Origin of the sequence: Bacillus sp. TH17 (assembly GCF_016651125.1) — a bacterium.
GTDB classification, from domain to species: Bacteria; Bacillota; Bacilli; order Bacillales; family Bacillaceae_G; genus Bacillus_A; species Bacillus_A mycoides.
In genome coordinates, this window is the sequence record NZ_JAEKEN010000001.1 from 2470687 (window position 1) to 2489138 (window position 18452).

The 18452-nt window shown below is 35.2% G+C and carries 15 protein-coding genes, 2 pseudogenes and 1 other annotated feature; of the genes and pseudogenes, 8 read left to right on the forward strand and 9 right to left on the reverse strand.

What is annotated here, in order from left to right:
* Position 1 precedes the first annotated feature (1 nt).
* Both JFT95_RS12560 and lsrF read left to right on the forward strand, forming a co-directional pair.
* Positions 2–364, forward strand: coding sequence for a cupin domain-containing protein (locus JFT95_RS12560; protein ID WP_000909986.1), 363 nt, complete (start codon positions 2–4; stop codon positions 362–364).
* A 6-nt stretch (positions 365–370) separates the two neighbouring features.
* On the forward strand, positions 371–1153 hold the full coding sequence (lsrF, locus tag JFT95_RS12565) for a 3-hydroxy-5-phosphonooxypentane-2,4-dione thiolase (RefSeq protein ID WP_193653300.1): 783 nt from the start codon (positions 371–373) through the stop codon (positions 1151–1153).
* 166 nt (positions 1154–1319) lie between these two features.
* On the opposite strand, the gene JFT95_RS12570 is transcribed toward lsrF, so the two are convergent.
* A complete protein-coding gene (locus JFT95_RS12570; RefSeq protein WP_016101165.1) occupies positions 1320–2102 on the reverse strand; it encodes a class I SAM-dependent methyltransferase in 783 nt (260 codons plus the stop codon).
* Between the two features lie 233 nt (positions 2103–2335).
* Here JFT95_RS12570 and JFT95_RS12575 point away from each other — a divergent pair.
* A pseudogene (locus JFT95_RS12575) lies at positions 2336–2719 on the forward strand (hypothetical protein); the annotation flags it as partial.
* Here JFT95_RS12575 and JFT95_RS12580 read toward each other — a convergent pair.
* The 5 genes from JFT95_RS12580 to JFT95_RS12600 all read right to left on the reverse strand — a co-directional run bounded on the left by JFT95_RS12580 (position 2676) and on the right by JFT95_RS12600 (position 6949).
* The gene (locus JFT95_RS12580) at positions 2676–3407 is read right to left on the reverse strand and encodes a nucleotidyltransferase family protein (protein WP_201052397.1); all 732 of its coding nucleotides are present in this window, start codon (positions 3405–3407) and stop codon (positions 2676–2678) included. The pseudogene JFT95_RS12575 and the gene JFT95_RS12580 sit on opposite strands and share 44 nt — an antisense overlap.
* Positions 3408–3587: 180 nt before the next feature.
* Entirely contained in the window at positions 3588–4025 is a 438-nt protein-coding gene (locus tag JFT95_RS12585; protein ID WP_000250787.1) for a VOC family protein, read from the reverse strand.
* 184 nt (positions 4026–4209) lie between these two features.
* Complete coding sequence (gene hmoA / locus JFT95_RS12590) at positions 4210–4536, reverse strand: heme-degrading monooxygenase HmoA (RefSeq protein WP_000469495.1); 327 nt, start codon at positions 4534–4536, stop codon at positions 4210–4212.
* Between the two features lie 97 nt (positions 4537–4633).
* The gene (locus JFT95_RS12595) at positions 4634–5848 is read right to left on the reverse strand and encodes an MFS transporter (protein ID WP_201052399.1); all 1215 of its coding nucleotides are present in this window, start codon (positions 5846–5848) and stop codon (positions 4634–4636) included.
* Positions 5849–5905: 57 nt separating this feature from the next.
* Positions 5906–6949, reverse strand: coding sequence for an ArsR/SmtB family transcription factor (locus JFT95_RS12600; RefSeq protein ID WP_201052401.1), 1044 nt, complete (start codon positions 6947–6949; stop codon positions 5906–5908).
* Positions 6950–7300: 351 nt separating this feature from the next.
* Between JFT95_RS12600 and JFT95_RS12605 the strand changes: the two genes are divergently transcribed.
* Positions 7301–7792 (forward strand): DinB family protein, encoded by a 492-nt coding sequence (locus JFT95_RS12605; protein WP_113709971.1) that lies wholly within the window; start codon positions 7301–7303, stop codon positions 7790–7792.
* 237 nt (positions 7793–8029) lie between these two features.
* On the opposite strand, the gene JFT95_RS12610 is transcribed toward JFT95_RS12605, so the two are convergent.
* Positions 8030–10318, reverse strand: coding sequence for a glycoside hydrolase family 3 C-terminal domain-containing protein (locus JFT95_RS12610; protein ID WP_201052403.1), 2289 nt, complete (start codon positions 10316–10318; stop codon positions 8030–8032).
* 115 nt (positions 10319–10433) lie between these two features.
* Here JFT95_RS12610 and JFT95_RS12615 point away from each other — a divergent pair, with 115 nt between their 5' ends.
* The 3 genes and pseudogenes from JFT95_RS12615 to JFT95_RS12625 all read left to right on the forward strand — a co-directional run bounded on the left by JFT95_RS12615 (position 10434) and on the right by JFT95_RS12625 (position 13884).
* Entirely contained in the window at positions 10434–11669 is a 1236-nt protein-coding gene (locus tag JFT95_RS12615; RefSeq protein WP_201052405.1) for a helix-turn-helix domain-containing protein, read from the forward strand.
* A 215-nt stretch (positions 11670–11884) separates the two neighbouring features.
* Positions 11885–13076 (forward strand): annotated as a pseudogene (locus JFT95_RS12620) (NupC/NupG family nucleoside CNT transporter).
* Between the two features lie 325 nt (positions 13077–13401).
* Positions 13402–13884 carry a DUF4367 domain-containing protein gene (locus JFT95_RS12625; RefSeq protein ID WP_088039634.1) on the forward strand — a complete coding sequence of 161 codons (483 nt, stop codon included), beginning with the start codon at positions 13402–13404 and terminating at the stop codon, positions 13882–13884.
* 372 nt (positions 13885–14256) lie between these two features.
* On the opposite strand, the gene JFT95_RS12630 is transcribed toward JFT95_RS12625, so the two are convergent.
* Both JFT95_RS12630 and proB read right to left on the reverse strand, forming a co-directional pair.
* Complete coding sequence (locus JFT95_RS12630) at positions 14257–15504, reverse strand: glutamate-5-semialdehyde dehydrogenase (RefSeq protein ID WP_088039635.1); 1248 nt, start codon at positions 15502–15504, stop codon at positions 14257–14259.
* Between the two features lie 82 nt (positions 15505–15586).
* Entirely contained in the window at positions 15587–16690 is a 1104-nt protein-coding gene (gene proB / locus JFT95_RS12635; RefSeq protein ID WP_088039636.1) for a glutamate 5-kinase, read from the reverse strand.
* Between the two features lie 145 nt (positions 16691–16835).
* Positions 16836–17046: a binding site (T-box leader), on the reverse strand.
* 381 nt (positions 17047–17427) lie between these two features.
* On the opposite strand from proB, the gene proC reads away from it, so the two are divergent.
* Positions 17428–18246 (forward strand): pyrroline-5-carboxylate reductase, encoded by an 819-nt coding sequence (gene proC, locus JFT95_RS12640; RefSeq protein WP_088039637.1) that lies wholly within the window; start codon positions 17428–17430, stop codon positions 18244–18246.
* Positions 18247–18452 lie beyond the last annotated feature (206 nt).

An 18452-nucleotide genomic window follows, 5' to 3' on the forward strand; every position in this document is an offset into this window, starting at 1 on the left:
TATGTTAAAAGCGAATGAAAATGATTTCTCCTATCGCTTCGGTGATAACGGGCCTAAATATTTAATACAAGGTCCAAATATCGATCTTGGCCTAGTCGTGATTCAGCCTGGGCAAGAGTTTCAAAATCACTATCATACAACGTGCGAAGAAGTCTTCTATGCGTTAGAAGGCGAAATAGATTTCTATGTGAATAACGAGAGAGTTCCGATCAAACAAGGGGATGTCTTGCAAGTTCGACCTCATGAATCCCATTATCTTATTAACCATTCTGATAAGCCTTTTAAAGCTGTTTTTATAAAGTCACCACATTTACCAAATAAAGATACTGTACAAACTGAAAATCCAACCTTAACGAAGGAGTGATTCCTAATGACTTGGGGATTTAAAAATCGATTAAACACAATTTTACCTGACGGCAGAGCGGTTATGTTAGCGATAGATCACGGCTACTTTTTAGGGCCAATTCACGGACTTGAACAACCGTTAGAAACAGTTAAAAACTTGCTTCCTTATACAGACTCCCTCTTTTTAACTCGAGGTGTACTCAGCTCCTGTATACCTGAAAACTGCAGCACACCAATGGTTATGCGTGTATCAGGCGGGGCAACTGTAGTAGGCAAAGATTTAGCGAATGAAACAATTGTTACACCTGTGAAAGAAGCAGTAAAACAAAACGCGATTGGCGTCGGCGTTTCTGTCTTTGTTGGATCAGACTATGAAACACAAACTGTTTCAAATCTCGCAAACGTAGTCTCTGAAGCTCACGATTACGGCCTGCCAGTACTCGGTATTACCGCCGTTGCGAAAGAACTACAAAAACGTGAAGCTCGCTTTCTAGCACTCGCCTCCCGCGTATGTGTTGAAATGGGAGCTGATATTATTAAAACGTACTACTGCGAAGGATTCGAAAAAATTACGAGCACATGCCCTGTCCCAGTCGTAATCGCGGGAGGACCGAAACTAGATTCAATCGAAGACGCATTAAACATTACGTACAATGCGCTGCAAGAAGGCGCAATCGGAGTAGACATGGGCCGAAACATATGGCAATCCGAACATCCATCTGCGATGATTCAAGCAATTCATGGCATTGTAAAAAATAGATTGAATGTGAAAGAGGCGCTGGAACTATATAATGATGTGAAAAATTAATGTGAAAAGATGGACTATTTATTATAACGGGTTCAGTTAAGAAGAGTAAAACTTGTTTTGACACTCAAACTACACAAGGAAAAGGATGGCAAGTGCCATCCTTTTTGACATACATTGAACTTTTACTGTTTTCAAGTTTTTTTCTTCGACTAACGAGCCAAAAATTTTAATCAACCTTTAACTTTATAGCTTTTGTAGCAATAAAAGTTTTAATATGCTTATCTAATATCCTTGTTCCACCAAAATCATCCTCGTAAAAACCCGTTATAACAAAACCAGCTTCAACTTGACCTTGGATTTGATCTTCTAGAGTATGTGCGTATTCTATTGTTTGATTTAAATTAATATAATCTTGAACTTCATCCTCTGGTAAATAATCCAATGTTGATGAAGGTATTGAATGTTTAACATCCAAAATACCTTTTTGTTCTTGGTTGTCATCAAAAATCCATAGTAAAGGATTTGTAAATCCAGAAATAAGAATACCTTTATTCTTTAAAACCCTTGAAATCTCATTCCATACAAGATGAACATCTTTTACAAACAAATTAGAAACAGGATTTACGACAATATCAAAATATTCATCTTCAAAATCACTAAGGTCTGACATATCTCCTTGTACTGTTTTTAAAGTTAATCCATCCCGTTCCGCTACCATTTCATCTTGCTCCAATTGCTTCTTAGATATATCAGTAACTGTTACATCTGCTCCAGCAGCAGCCAGTACTGGTGCTTGTTGCCCTCCACCTGATGCTAAACAAAGTATCTTTAATCCCTCTAATGACTTTGGAAACCAATCTCTAGGAACTGATTTTTCTGTGGTGACTGTGATTTCCCATTCACCTGATTTACTTTTTTCAATAACCTCACTACTTACAGGCTCAGTGTATCTAGAACCTTCTTCAACCTTCTTATCCCATGCATTACTGTTTTGTTGTGTAGTATCCATTATAATCATTCCTCCTAACTATCTAGTTGCATTTTAATTGTGACATTATTAACTATTTACACCCTTTTTCTATTAACCTGCCGATAGTTAATAAATGGTTTTCTATATTTATTTTAACACATAAACATCCTATTTTTCTAAAAATTTAAATTAATTGATTATATTGTAAAAAATGAGAATTGTTTCAGTTATAATAAAATATGAAAACAAAATAAAGGAAAAGAGGAATGATTATGCAACGAATGCCTTTTGAACGCCCTACTGATCATTATGATGAACGCTTATCTTCTATTGATGAAAAAATTTGCTCTTTATTAAAAGAACGGAAAGAACTTTCGAATGGGAATCCGGGTTTCCCACCAGATGAAGCCATTTCTAATTGGGCAAAGCAGAACGGGTTATATCCCGATTATTTAAATTCATTATTCTCATCTATGATGGACGAAGATGAGTTTAAACCTCGCGTCGAACCGACTAAGTTTAAAAAACATATACCCGTTTTAAAAACTTATGAACATAAAGAAACTGTGTATACTGTAACCTTTATTCGTCAATATTCTAACGCTAGTGTAATTAATTTATATAAGGAATGGGATCCAAAAAACAATACACTTGATTCACTAAAACCCACTCAATCACGATAATTGCCGAATGAATACGTTCCTTCGTATCTCCTAAGAACACTTTATTAAGCAAATCATCAAAATTAGTCGGTCTACTAAGTAATGCTTGAATATACCTTAAAGCAGATCCAGCTGGAGGTGTTGGTCTGTTATTAATAGCCCATATTCCCTCTAGCAATGTCCACATTGATGTGTGAACTATGTATGAAGCTTTTAACTCATCTTTTGCTTTCAAAGCAGCCTGAATTTTAATAAGCGAACTATGTAACCAATGAGAAATGCCTTTTACTTTATCACTAGAAACAGCATAATTTTCATAATTATGTTGAGCTATTTCCTTTAACCTTCTCAACTCACCGTTACTATCAAATAAAATTTCTCCTTCTAAAAAAGAGTATAATTCCATTGGATTATTTTTAAGGTTTAATTGAATTCTATTAAAATCTGCATACTTATATTCAATTAAACTACCTTCTCTCATTTCTGAATGAAAATCTTTCTTTTGTCCATTCTCTAAAAGAACATATACGTCTATATCGGATTCGGGGTATGCGTCACCTCTTGCGATAGATCCGATGAGCATTAACCCACTCACTTCATTCCTAGCGATATATTCATTTAGAATTTTATGTACTAACTCTTTATGGCTTTCATATGTAATAAATGAAAGATTTTCTAACATTTCTATCCTCCAAGTTATCGATCTATTCTTATAAGAATAGATCGATATTTCTCAGTTTCTAAAATAAGAAAACACCTTTTAAACGATATTGAATTATATTTTTTCTCATACATTTCCATTATACACACTGCTAATTTTACATACCGAGCTCTATTTTATTTTCACATACTTGTGAAATGCTTAGTCGCATTGCTTTCTATTAATTCTTTGTGCAATTGGGTGATCATCCTTTAGTTGCAGTAGATCCCATAAATTCCCGTATAAGTCCTTAAATACTGCAACAATTCCGTATGATTGCTCTTTCGGCTCTCTCACAAATTCTATTCCTCTTGAAATCATTTCATTATAATCTCTCCAAAAATCGTCAGTATTTAAGAAAAGAAATACTCTACCGCCTGATTGGTTACCAATAAAGGGCTCTTGCTCAGGTTTAGATGCCCTCGCTAGTAATATTGTTGTGCCGACTGAACCTGGAGGAGATACCACTACCCACCGTTTGTTTTCTTCTGGCTGATAAATATCTTCAACTAATGTGAAATTTAGTTTCTTTGTATAAAATTCTATTGCCTCATCATAGTCTTTTACTACTAATGCGATATGAACTATCGATTGAACCATTATTGTTCCTCCTAATCTTACTCACTGATCGAGTTTATATTATAACATTTCTAGTTTTAACCTGTCCGTTAATTCTTCTTACATCACAGGCGAATCATTCTCTTTATTCAATATAAATAACCATCTATCAGTAAGCAGATAGATGGTTATTTATTCGAAAGAATATAATTAAACAAATGTATTTTTACGACTGTTGATAAGCCGATTTCGATGATTTTACATAATAAACTCCGTGCTCAACCTTAATGATATGATCTGGTTTTGGCTTACCGCGGCCCGCTCTATGTCCAGCTAAGTGCTCTTCACTCGTTTCCCAGTTCTTCCATGCTTCTTCCGATTCCCAGCGAATCATAACTACAACTTCTTCGTCTCCGCGTCTTACTTTTTTAACGAGAACACTTAAGTCGATGAATCCTTCAAATTTTTCAATAATGCCTTCTCCTGTGAAACGCTCTACAACTATATTAGATGTACCTTCTTTTACTGTAAATGTCTTCGTTTCGATAAACATATATTCCACTCCCTCTTTGTAATACGAATACTAGTATTCTTCTATTATAATTGATTATGATAATTGTTTTCAATTATAAAGTTTCAAATCTTTAGAATTATGCTGACTTCTCCTCAATCGCCTCATCTAAAAATTTGAAATACGGAAGCAATATTCCTATTAAAGAAGTGACACATATAATCGAGCCAATGATAAAGTATAGTACTCTCACTCCCAACATTTCACTCAGTATTCCCCCTAATAACACACCTAATGGCATTGCCGATCGTATGAAAAATAATCGCACTGAAAATACTTTTCCTATCATATTACTTGGGACAGTTTGTTGGCATATCGTCGTGTTATGAACATTGAAAAATGCAATACATATACCAGCAATTACCTCGATTACAATCGCAATAATAATACTATTATTTAAACCTAGTGAAATGTAAGTAAGGCCCCCTACGAATAATCCTCCAAGCATAAGCAATCTACGGCTTCTATACTTCACTTTCCCAACTAATATGGAACCAACTACATAGCCAAGTGGGAATCCTGCCATAAAATAACCGTATTCAGCATACCCTGCCGATAGTTCATCTTTAATATAAGGAAGATTCGTAACCATCGTTACTCCTACTCCAAATTGAACGAATGTTAGAAAGATACCAAGCCAAACGATAACTGGTTTTGTGAAAAAGTATGTAAAGCCGTGAAGAAACTCTTCTAGCCACGTTTTTCGAAGTTCTTGCTTTATCCTCTTTTCTGTAATGAAAAGTAATAATCCTCCACTTATAAATAGACAAACGCACACAAAAAATAATGTAAGCTTCATTCCAATAAAATGAATGACGATACCACCTAATACTGGCGCTAGAAACATCATAAGACGAGTCATTCCATCTATATATGCATTTGCATCTTGAAGCTGCTCTTTACTTACAATGCTCGGTGTAATCGCTTGACTGGCGGGTGTATACAGCGGCGTAATGAGCCCTACTATAATTTGAACAACGTAAATGTGCCATACTTCTACACTGTTAGTAACTAGCATTACTAAAGGCAGTAAGAAAACAGAGGCCCGCATCCATTGCGAAAAAATCATAATCCACTTTCTGCTCCATTTATCAATATATGGCCCGCTTATAAGTTGCAGTATGAGTGACGGGATAAAATATAGTAACCACATGCTACTTAATGCTGTTTTTGATCCTGTTAATTCATAAACGAGAATTGAATTACATAACGTCCCGAAAGCCCCGCCTAATTCTGAAATTGCACTGCCAATCCACATAAAAAAGAATGAACGATTTTTCAATACACTATTCACTATAGCTCACCAACTTTTCTATTAAATTCCTCCCTTTATGTACATTCTCGTTGTATATTATCTATTCAAAAATGCATCTAATTCTTTCGCTAAAGACTGCACTGCTTTCTTTCTCAATACATATTTCCCGTCTTGAATATCAACTAACTTTGCTGAACGTAACAATTTCAAATGATGATGTACTGTCGATTTTCCTAGTTGTAATCTTTCCGTTATTTCTTGCAGCGTACGCTCTTGTTCAAATAGTAGTTTTACAATACGAAGCCTTGCCTCGTCCCCGAGCGCCTTATGTTTATGAACTAAAAAATAACTCGGCTCATACGGATCTTCCGGATGTATACTTTCATTTGCGACCGGATAATGAAACACTTTCGTATCTTCAATATCAGCTTCTATGTTCCACGGTCTGTATGTAATTTGCGGGATAAGAAGTACGTGATGCACACTTGGCTCTGGCATATATGTAACGCCACCTGTAGTCCACTCGACAAACTCTTCCGGTTTCATCTTTTTATTCATTTCATTTTTCGCTTCATAATCTCGCTTTAATATAGAGAGCAGTTGCTCCTCTTCTTTCTTAATAACACCCTCATACCATCCTGTCATAACCGCGATTAAATGACCCTTTAGTTCTTGTACATCTGCATCACATATAAAGCCAATATAAGTAGAGAAAAACTGGTGATCATGTGCCAGTTCCTTTAATTCATGTATTGCAGTTACGTCTCCATTTGCTGCTAAACGTCTTTTTCCTTGATGCATTTCTCCTAAAAACGGTAAGCACACATATTTAAAATCTACTTCCGATAACGAATTGATATTGTGAACAAACTGAGATAAATCCGTAAAATCTCCATCATACAGTAACTGTAGCAACGCTTTCCACGTATTATGCTTCTCAACAAATTGTAAATGTTCTATCATTTCATGTGATAAAGATTGTCTTATTTCTTCCCATTCGCTTTGAGATTTTTCAAGCGTGTCGATTAACCTCTTATGAGTAATTGCCGCAATGCCAAGTGCGCATTCGAAAAGTATCGAATACTTCATTTGAACGTTGTATGTTTCCCTTTTTCTACTCGTCACGTGAAAGACTTCCATTTTATCCCCTCCTTATTTGCTATGTATTAAATTCTATATTTATCGAATTATACCTTCTAATTTTTTAGAATTTTAAAACTCTCTGAAACTTTATATTGCTACAAGCTTTTAAATTTAAGCTGCAGTTAATTTTCTTGTTCAACTATGAGGCAGGTTTATTGAAGAGAAAGGAGAATTTATTACGTTTATAAAAATGATTTGGAAAGCATAAGTTTATTTCTGCAATTACTACAACGGCGCCGTATTGTTCTTTTAAAAACTTCCAAACATCAATCAGATGATAAGTAGGTACGTTTCTAATTTCTCTAACACTTGTTGTTGGTCTATCTCATAGTTAAGGAGGCTATACGAATGAGTAAAAAAGAAATATTACAAAATGGAGTCAAGCAAGTTTTTTACGAAGAAGAATGGTACCCACCGATATCAGAAGCGTTAAAGAATCTTACTGCTGCACAAGCATGTTGGCACCCAGAAGGAACGGCCAGTAATACGATTTGGGAAAATGCAAACCATTTACTAATCTTTAAAGAGCGCTTACTTTCCCGCTTACATCAGGATGACACATTTGTTGCTCCACAAAATAATGATGACACTTTTGTCCAAGGTGGACCTAATGATGATGGTGCTTGGCAACAAACAGTGAAGCGAACGCTCCAAGTACATGATGCCTTACAATCTTCATTAACATCCCTTCAAGAAGCAGAACTGGATCAACCAAGTCCGTCTCTACCAGTTTGGCAACAATATATGAATATCCTATTGCACGATGCATATCATACAGGTCAAATTATACAACTTCGTAAACTCCAAGGTTCATGGCCATCTCATCGTTCATATTTATAAGCAACGATTAAAGATGATAGATAAGCATATGATTCTTCATTTAGCAAAATAAGCACGCAAAAAAGCAAATGAGATTCTAACTCTCATTTGCCTTTTTGCGTGCTGGAGAAACATCCTGCAATGAATTATTAAGCTTAATTAATATTCAACAAAGAATGTTCAATGGATAAAGTAAAACTTTAATTAGGCATTTCCGGGCCATTATCTCCCGCCTAACTTCCTCGCATTCGCCGCTTATCAATTCATCTGCGCATCGTTCAATATCCCAATTATTTCACTTAACATTTCTTCTGTAAAAGCACCTGCGCTAAAGTTCACTAATGCTCGTAATGGCATATAGTTCAGCATAGCGTCCATCATTTCAGATGCATCACTATCCCCTTCAGTCATACTACCAAACGGACTGTCTTTTAATGCTTTTTCCATAAGCCCTTTTGCGATTGGTGCTAAGATTGGGTCCGTAAATATGTCCCCAAGTAACGTATTACGATGCACTGGTTTTTGAATTATAGTCGTTGATTGAACATACATGCTATCATGTAAAACGATCTCTTTTGAAGACTTTCCTACTAAAATCTCAAATTCACCTGTTTCAACATGCCAGTCCTTTAATTCAACATTATAATAAGCAAATGATCTTTTATTTAAAGTAAAGCTAACCGTTTTTTCTTCTCCCGGTTGCAATTCTACTTTTTCAAATCCTTTTAGCTCTTTTTCAGGACGAGTCATACTGCTTTCAACATCTTTTATATAAAGCTGAACAATTTCTTTCCCTGCTCTACTACCAGTATTTTTCACGTTCATACTGATAGAAACAGTGTCCGTATCCGTTATCTCTTTCTTATTTATTGAAAGTTTACTATACTCAAAATTTGTATAGCTTAATCCAAAACCAAATGGGAACAACGGTTCAATATTTTTCGCATCGTAGTAACGGTATCCGACGAACACACCTTCTTTGTATTCCACTTTGTCCCCTTCACCAGGGAAGTTTAAGTAAGAAGGATTATCGCTTAACACTTTCGGGAATGTTTCCGCTAATTTCCCGCTTGGATTCGCATCACCAAATAATATATCGGCAATCGCCCCGCCTAATGCTTGGCCACCTAAATAGCCTTCAAGTATTCCTTTTACTTTACCTATCCACGGCATTTCAATTGGAGCACCGTTACTTAAAACTACAACGATATTACTTTGAACTTCAGCGATAGCCTCAATTAATTGCACATGATTTTCTGGCATTTGTAAATGTTTTCGATCAAAGCCTTCAGATTCATAACGATCTGGAAGTCCAACGAAAAGGACCGCTGTATCTGCTCGCTCTGCTATTTTTTTTGCTTCATTAACCATGCTTTCATTTACATCATCACTTGCAATGTCATAGCCTTGGGCAAATAATATGTTCGTTTTTTCACCTGATACAGTTTCAATTTCTTCAAGAATACTTTCAAGCTTTGTTGGATTAATATGAGAACTTCCGCCGCCTTGAAAACGTGGTTGCTTTGCAAATCCTCCAATTACTGCTACCGTTCCCTCTTTTTTCAGCGGAAGAATGGAAGCTTCATTTTGTAACATAACCATACTTTCACTTGCAACTTCTCTTGCAAGCTGATGATGTGCGTCCTTACTATACACAGCGTTTTCTAATTGGTTATCATAAGCTTTAAAAATAATGTAAAGAAGACGCTCTGCCGCTTGATCAAGCTTTTCTACAGATAGCTTACCACAGTTAACTGCGTCGACAATTTTCTTCTCACCAATTCCAAAGCTTGAAGGCATTTCTAACTCCAAACCGTTAGCTAAACTTGCAACACGCTCATTTACTGCACCCCAATCAGAAACGACAAAACCTTCAAATCCCCATTCATCTTTTAAAATATCATTTAATAAATAGTTATTTTCCGAAGCGTATTCACCATTCACTTTGTTGTAAGCGCTCATTACTGTCCAAGGCTGTGCGGCCTTAATAACATCTTCAAAGCTAGCAAGATAGATTTCACGCAATGTTCTTTCATCAACAATTGCATCTACTGACATTCTGCGATGCTCCTGATTATTAGCAGCGAAATGTTTTAATGACGTTCCAACCCCTTGACTTTGTACGCCTTTAACATGGTTTGCAGCCATTTGTGATGATAAATACGGGTCCTCTGAAAAATATTCAAAGTTTCTTCCGCATAGTGGCGAACGTTTTATATTTGCACCTGGTCCAAGGAGAACTCCTACATTTTCAGCCTGACATTCTTCTCCTAATGCAACTCCTACTTGTTTTATTAATTCTTTATTCCATGTACTTGCTAATCCTACTGCTGATGGGAAACAAGTCGCTGGAATACTGTTATAAATCCCTAAGTGATCTGCTCCCTCTGCCTGTTTTCTAAGGCCGTGTGGTCCATCAGTTACCATAATTGAAGGAATTCCTAATCGCTCAATCCCTTTTGTATTCCAAAAGTCTAATCCAGAACATAGACTTGCCTTTTCTTCTAATGTCATTTGTGAAATGATTTTCTTAATATCCCTTTTCATGATAGCCCTCCTAAAAAATAATTAAGTAAACGCTTTCTTAATGTCATTATAGTTATTATTTTTTAGAATACTGGTAAAAAATTTAGCTGATTTTTAAAGAATAGAGGTTAAAATAATGAGTTTCTCCAAACTAGAAGATTTATATTATATTTGTAAACTAGTCTTTGACGTACATAAAACACCTGTCTATTTTCTTAATAACAATGGAGATTTAGTATTTGAAATCTCGTCCAATATTCAGCATAACCCTATGTATTCTTCAAAAGAGGCGATACTTAATGAAATATTTAAAGAACAGCCTCCCTTTACTTTTCCGTCATTAGAAGAGACAGCCTTTCTTGAAAATTTTTTCGCAATTAATCTGCGTTTGAACGACCAAATTAGTGGGAACATCATTGTTGGACCCGTCCTTTATTCCAGGCTATCAGAAACATCAATTAAAGGTATCGTTAATGATCTTCAACTAAAAATAGACAAAGAAGAAATGATTCGATATTATCGTTCTCTACCCGTATTAAATAATTTGAGTTTTTTAAATATAAGTTTAGTGCTTTATTACATGCTGTATCAGAAACAATTGAACATAGCAGATGTTCTGCAAAAAAACATGCTTGTAAAAAAGGTGGAATTTAAAATTGAACAGCCCGAAATACATATATCGGAGCAACGACAAAGTACATTAACTCATATCGATCCACTAGCTGAGAGGAAAATATTTGAGTGTATTAAGCAAGGGAAAAAGGATGATTTAATTAAAAATCTAAGGAGATTACCTGAATCAGGAGAGCTTGGGGTGTTATCAAAGACGAGTCACCTGCGAAGCCAAAAAAATTCTGCCATTGCAGCTATTACTCTTGCAACTAGATCTGCGATAGAAGGAGGACTTTCCCCTGAAATCGCATATACTCTTAGCGATTTATTTATACAAAAACTCGAAGAAATACATAAAAATGAAGCCATTGCCCCTTTTTTGGAGAATGCTTTACTTGAGTTTGCAGAACGTGTCAAAAATGGTACAATGCAGCAACATTCCAAACCTATAAACGAATGCCAAAATTATATATTTACTCATCTTTATGGTGATATTACACTAACTATCCTTGCAGAAATAGTCACATTAAACCCTAGTTATCTATCTTCCCTTTTCAAAAAAGAAGTTGGAATTTCACTAAATGAATATATTCAGCGTGTCAAAGTAGATGAGTCAAAGAAGTTAATGACTTATACGAGACATTCTATATCCGAAATTTCTACATTATTAAATTTTCACGACCAAAGTCATTTTACAAAGATCTTTAAAAAATATACTGGTATTTCACCTAAACAATTTAAAAATGGATGCAGCTATTAATTGTCCTTCGTTCTACCAATAGATTTATTTTGTTGCTTTACATTATTAATACATATCCTTTATAAAAGCGAAAAAACATTAATTTTTAGTACATAAATTGAAATAGATTAATCCCAAACATAATTTACATTCTTCATAACTTCTGATCATAATCCAAATTTGGAAGAATAGGGGCTTTTTTATATACAAATAATAAGCCTCAAGGAGTTGTTGACATGCATTTCATATTAAATATGTTAGGGATTTTCGTTGTAATATTAATCGTTTTCCTATGTTCGCCTAATAAAAGAAAAATAAAATGGAGACCCATCGTTATTCTAATAATATTGGAGCTTTTTATTACGTGGTTTATGTTAGGCACGAAATTGGGCAGTATTATCATTAATAAAATTGCGTCATTTTTCAGTTGGCTACTATCATGTGCGAATGAAGGAATTCGATTTGTATTTCCTTCAGCTATGGAAAATCAAACAGTTGATTTCTTCTTTAGCGCCTTACTTCCTATCATTTTTGTTATCACTTTCTTTGATATTCTTTCGTATTTTGGAATCTTAACTTGGATTATTGATAAAGTTGGTGCAATCATTTCAAAGATTTCTCGTTTACCAAAGTTAGAAAGCTTCTTTTCCATTCAAATGATGTTTTTAGGAAATACGGAAGCACTTGCAGTTGTTCGTGATCAATTATCTGTGTTAAAAGAAAATCGTTTGTTGACTTTTGGAATTATGAGTATGAGTAGCGTCAGCGGATCCATTCTTGGTGCTTATCTATCAATGGTTCCAGCAACATATATTTTCAGCGCTATTCCTTTAAACTGTATTAACGCATTAATCTTGGCTAATGTTTTAAATCCTGTAGAAGTTACTAAAGAAGAGGATGTTATTTATTCACCTTCAAAAAATGAAAAAAAGATTTCTTTTCTACTATTTCAAACAGTATGTTAGTTGGGATGAATATGGTTATTGTTATTTTAGCGATGGTAATTGGGTATGTAGCATTAACAGCATGTTTAAATGGTATTTTGAGCTTTTTGTAACAGGTTTAACAATTCAAAAAATCTTCTCTATTATCTTTAGCCCCTTTGCTTTTTTACTCGGTTTATCAGGAAAAGATGCTATGTATGTAGCTGAATTAATGGGGATAAAAATAACAACGAATGAATTTGTTGCAATGATGGATTTAAAATCAAATCTAAAATCTTTACAGCCACATACAATTGCAGTTGCAACTACATTTCTAGCTTCTTTTGCAAACTTTAGTACAGTAGGTATGATTTATGGAACTTACAATTCATTATTTGGCGGGGAAAAATCATCAATAATCGGTAAAAATGTTTGGAAGCTTCTTGTTAGCGGCATGGCTGTTTCCTTATTAAGCGCTATGCTCGTTGGGCTATTTGTATGGTAAATAATCTTTAAAATAAAAGACACTCACTATATGTTAAAGATATATAACTACAATTAAGTATTATAATTAAAAGCCTCTATCAAAAATTACTAAGTAACTTTTGATAGAGGCTCCTTTTATTTAGGTCGCTCTATATTCATCCAAAAAATTGAATACTACTTTACAGGGTTCCTTTTTTTCCTCTCTACCGATAATGATGCGTTAACTGAATATGTATGAAACATACATGATTCCTCGTTAAACAAAAGAGACAGGTTATTTAATAAAAAATAATAGTTTGGAAATACTACCTGTCAGAAAATCAAATTAGAATCGAGGTAATAAATTGATAGCTCCATTTCGTTTATTCATTACCTTAATACTTTTAATTAGTTACCCAATGACAATCATTGCTAAAGAAATTAAGTATAATCACAACAGCACTACTATTCCAGAAATACAGAAAAAAGTTAATTTCACTATTTTATCTCCAAAAAAGATTCCAGATGATTGGACATTAGATACAAAAACATCTCCTTGGATAAGCCTACATTATATGGATAGCAAGGATACAAAGCTAATGGTTGCTATTCACTTGAGTAGGAGAATTCCATTATCTGATAAAGACTTCACCCATGCTGAACAAATTGTGATTAACGGAAATAAAGGTTATTTTTCAGCATGGGGAAATAGTGGAACACTGGACAAGAATGGAGAACTCATTACAGGTGGTTTACTCTGTTGGACACAAGCTGGAACATATGTAAAAATGCAAAGTACAAGATTACCAAAGGAAAAAATGCTAGAAATCGCAAGGTCAATGAATTAACGTTATTTACTTGTAGAGCAATAATAAGTATTGAATAAATTAAATACAATAACTTCCTATATCGAAAATTATGTAAATAAGCTGTCCATATGGGCAGCTTATTGTATTTTTGTCTTAGCTTGTTTTTTCAAAATGCGCCGATCCTCCTTTACTACGTCTACAATTTTGACAATTTACCAAGTAAAATGGCATTGTCTTTTTTAGTTTTTTGTTTTCTTCATCCACGACCTTTTACTAAGCTAAGCATTCATTTTTTAGGTAAGTTCCTTAAACTACCTTTTATTACCAATCTAAAATTATGCATAAAAAAAGGACATTAGGAACATCGTCCCTTACTGTCCTTACTCATATATAAAACTAATTGCGTGTCTTTTATCTTCGAATCTGACCATTTCCACGAATCACATATTTTGTAGAAGTTAATGCAGGTAGCCCCATTGGTCCCCTTACGTGTAGCTTTTGTGTACTAATGCCAATTTCTGCACCGAATCCGAATTCAGATCCATCTGTAAAACGAGTCGATGCATTATGGTAGAGTGCTGCGGCATCAACAGATGTGAAAAACTTACTGACGTTTTCCTCGTTCTCTGTAATAATCGCTTCGGAATGCATGGATCCATACGTATTTATATGATGAATCGCTTCTTCTGTAGTGGAAACCACTTTAACTGCCAGTGTGAGAGATAAAAACTCTGTTTCCCAATCTTCTTCTGAAGCTAATGCAATAGAAGAATCAATTGCCAATGCTTTACTATCTCCACGTAGCTCCACGCCTCTTTCCTTCAAAGAAGAAAACAGCTCGCTACCAAATTGCTGCGCCCACTTCTCATGAAGTACAATCGTTTCTATTGCATTACATACAGATGGACGCTGCGTTTTTGCGTTTATAATAATATCAAATGCCATTTGTTTATCCGCTGTTTCATCAATGAAAATATGACAATTTCCCGCACCTGTTTCAAGTACTGGAACAGATGCTTCTCTCACTACAGTATCTATTAACTGCTTGCCGCCTCTTGGGATAAGAACATCTAAGTACTCATTCAATGTAAACAACTGCTTTGCACTATCTCGCGTTGTATCTTCTATGAGCTGTACACTTTCTGGAGGCAAGCTTGTTTGTTTGAGCGCTCGGTGAATAACGCTAACGATGGCTTTGTTAGAATTGATAGCAGAAGAACTACCACGTAATATGACTGCGTTTCCTGTTTTCAAACAAATTGTAGCAGCATCTACCGTTACATTCGGTCTTGCCTCGTAAATCATTCCGACAACACCAAGTGGTACACGCATTTCCTGAATAGATAATCCATTTGGTCGCTCCCATGCACTTACACATTCTCCAACAGGATCGCGTAATTCAATTAACTGCTTAATCCCCTCTGCCATATCAATAATACGCTGTTCATTGAGCATAAGACGATCAAGAAGAGAATCGGAAAATCCTTTCGCCTTACCTTCTTCAATATCTCGTTTGTTTTCCTTTAAAATATAAGCTGTTTCTACTATTAGCCTTTCAGCAATTGCAGCAAGTGCTTCGTTTTTTTGACTCGTAGATTTAAGAACAAGTTCTCGAGCAACCTCTTTTGCTCTTTTTCCCTTTGCCAATACTTCATTCATTTTATTTCCTCCTTTTTAAAGGTTACAGTTTGAGAGCCCTTTAACACCAGTATCTAAATCTTTCTTGTACTAGAATTAAAGCTTACAATGAAACCCAGTGATCCCTATGGATGACTTCATAATTATGCCTTTCGCCTCTTGCTTGAATATCTTGGCTTTGCATACCTTTTAAATTCCTTAGTTCCTCTGCGCTATATGTGCATTGTCCTTTTCCTATTACGCGCCCTTGTTGCGTAATTACTTCCACGACTTCATCCACTTGGAAAAATCCAGACACACTAGTAACACCAGCAGGAAGTAAACTCTTTCCATGTTGAATGATGGCAGTGGCTGCCCCCGCATCTACTTCAATTTGTCCGCTAACAAGCGAATGCAAGGCGATCCATTGCTTGTTCATCTTAATCACTTTTTGAGGAGCATTCCCGATATATGTTCCATCACCTTTGCCCTTCATAACATCTAAAAACTTCTCCTGTCCACATCCCGTTCCGATAAATACACTCACTCCAAGAGATAGTGCCGTCTTTGCAGCATCGATTTTTGATTTCATACCGCCAGTCCCAAGTTTTGAGCCAGCATCTCCTGCAAGAGAAGCAATTTCTTCCGTTACCTCAGGAAGGAAATGATATTTTTTCGCATCCGCATTTTTCTGAGGATTTTGGTCATATAAACCGTTCACATCTGTAAAAATCATGAGCATATCTGCCGAAACAAGTCCGCTTACTAAAGCTGACAGCATATCATTATCACCGAACGTTAGCTCTTCTAAAGAAATGGAATCATTTTCATTGATTATAGGAAGAGCAGAACGGTTTAGTAGCTCTCCTAAAGTAGCGTAAGCGTTACTGTATTGTTCTTTTCTAGAAAAATCACTTCTCGTTAGTAAAAGTTGTGCAGTAACGATACCATATTTACGGAATTCCTCCGTGTATGCCTGCATTAATAAACTTTGCCCGACAGCCGCAGCAGCCTGTTTCCCTTTAATTGTCACAGGTCTGCTAGGATACCCTAGAGCAGAAAAACCTGCAGCGACTGCCCCGGATGTAATTAGTAAAACTTCATGCCCTTCCTCTTTCAATCGTGCCAATGCAGCAACGTGATCTGAAAGTTGTTCTTTAGAGATGCCTCCGTGACTATCTGCCAAGGAACTACTCCCAATCTTTACAACAATTCGTTGTTTTTTCACTTTTGTATCCCCCAAGTCTAAAATCAAAGTTTTTTATTAATTTCACTTCTATTCATACAGCTTACAGCGGCTTCTATTCTTATCAGTGCTGCACCTAGCCTATTAAAGAGCAAAATAAAAATGACCGCTTCGCCCTTAATAAAATAAAAAGGACGAAACGGTCATTGTTCCGCGGTACCACCTTAATTGATATACATAGATATCCACTTGGCGCCTATAACGCAGGCGTACGCCTAAACTTTCATTTAAGACTCGGGGATAGGTTCGATACATTCTATACGAGGAATCTTTCAGCCGGTGAATTCCACTCTCTTTCGTAAGAAGACATATGTACTATTTCCCTTCAACGATTTTCCATTTGATTTTTTATATTATGCTATATATTTCGTTTTTGTGTCAAGAGGTATTTTGCAAAATGAATAGAGCGACAAGCTTTAAGTATGAAATTATGTACACACTTATGAATATCACCATATCTAGAAAAAGTTGATATAACTATACCTATTCTCCAACATGCTTTTAAACGTTACCAAATAGTAAATAACATAAAATATTAAATAATTGAGAATGCACTTGTTTAGTACAGAATAAAATTGATTTCTTTATTTTTTGTATTGCAAAAAAGAACGTATTCTCTTAGAATGTTTCTTTATATTGCACTTGGATGTTATTGTTATTTTAGAATAATAATTTGAAACCGATATAATTTATGATAAAAGGAGCCAGATTGAGTTATTATGGACAAACAAATTGGATTCATCGGATGCGGAAATATGGGAATGGCTATGATTGGCGGGATGATAAACAAAAATATAGTGTCTTCAAATAAAATCATTTGTTCAGATTTAAACACTACGAATTTAAAAAATGCTAGTGAAAAATATGGACTAACTACAACAACTGACAACAATGAAGTAGCTAAAAATGCTGATATTTTAATTTTATCAATTAAACCAGACCTATACGCATCAATAATTAACGAAATAAAAGAAGTGATAAAAAACGATGTTATCATCGTAACGATCGCTGCAGGAAAAAGCATTAAAAGTACTGAAGATGCTTTTGATAAAAAGTTGAAGGTTGTACGAGTAATGCCTAATACACCTGCTCTTGTTGGAGAAGGAATGTCTGCGCTATGTCCAAATGAAATGGTGACAGAAAAAGATTTAGAAGATGTATTAATCCTTTTCAATAGTTTTGGTCAAACGGAGATCGTAAGTGAAAAATTAATGGATGTTGTAACATCTGTAAGTGGTTCTTCGCCAGCATATGTATATATGATTATAGAAGCAATGGCAGATGCAGCTGTATTAGATGGTATGCCAAGAAATCAAGCATATAAATTCGCAGCTCAAGCTGTGTTAGGCTCTGCAAAAATGGTACTAGAAACAGGCATACATCCAGGTGAATTGAAAGATATGGTTTGTTCCCCTGGCGGAACAACTATAGAAGCTGTAGCAACATTAGAGGAAAAAGGCTTACGAACAGCCATCATTTCAGCTATGCAGCGTTGTACGCAAAAGTCTGTTGAACTATCCGGTCAAACTAAAAAGTAACAACTGCAAAAAAGACCAGATTAGCTGAATACACAAATCTTTAAACAGCTTTACACTTTATGCACATGTGGTTTACATACTCCCCTGTTTCCACTAAAAGATAAACGGACAAATTCATGAATAATTGAGTTTGTCCGTTTTGCATTTTATTATCTCAAAATAACTTCATAACTCTTATTGTTATTTGTTTTGCAGATTAAGATACT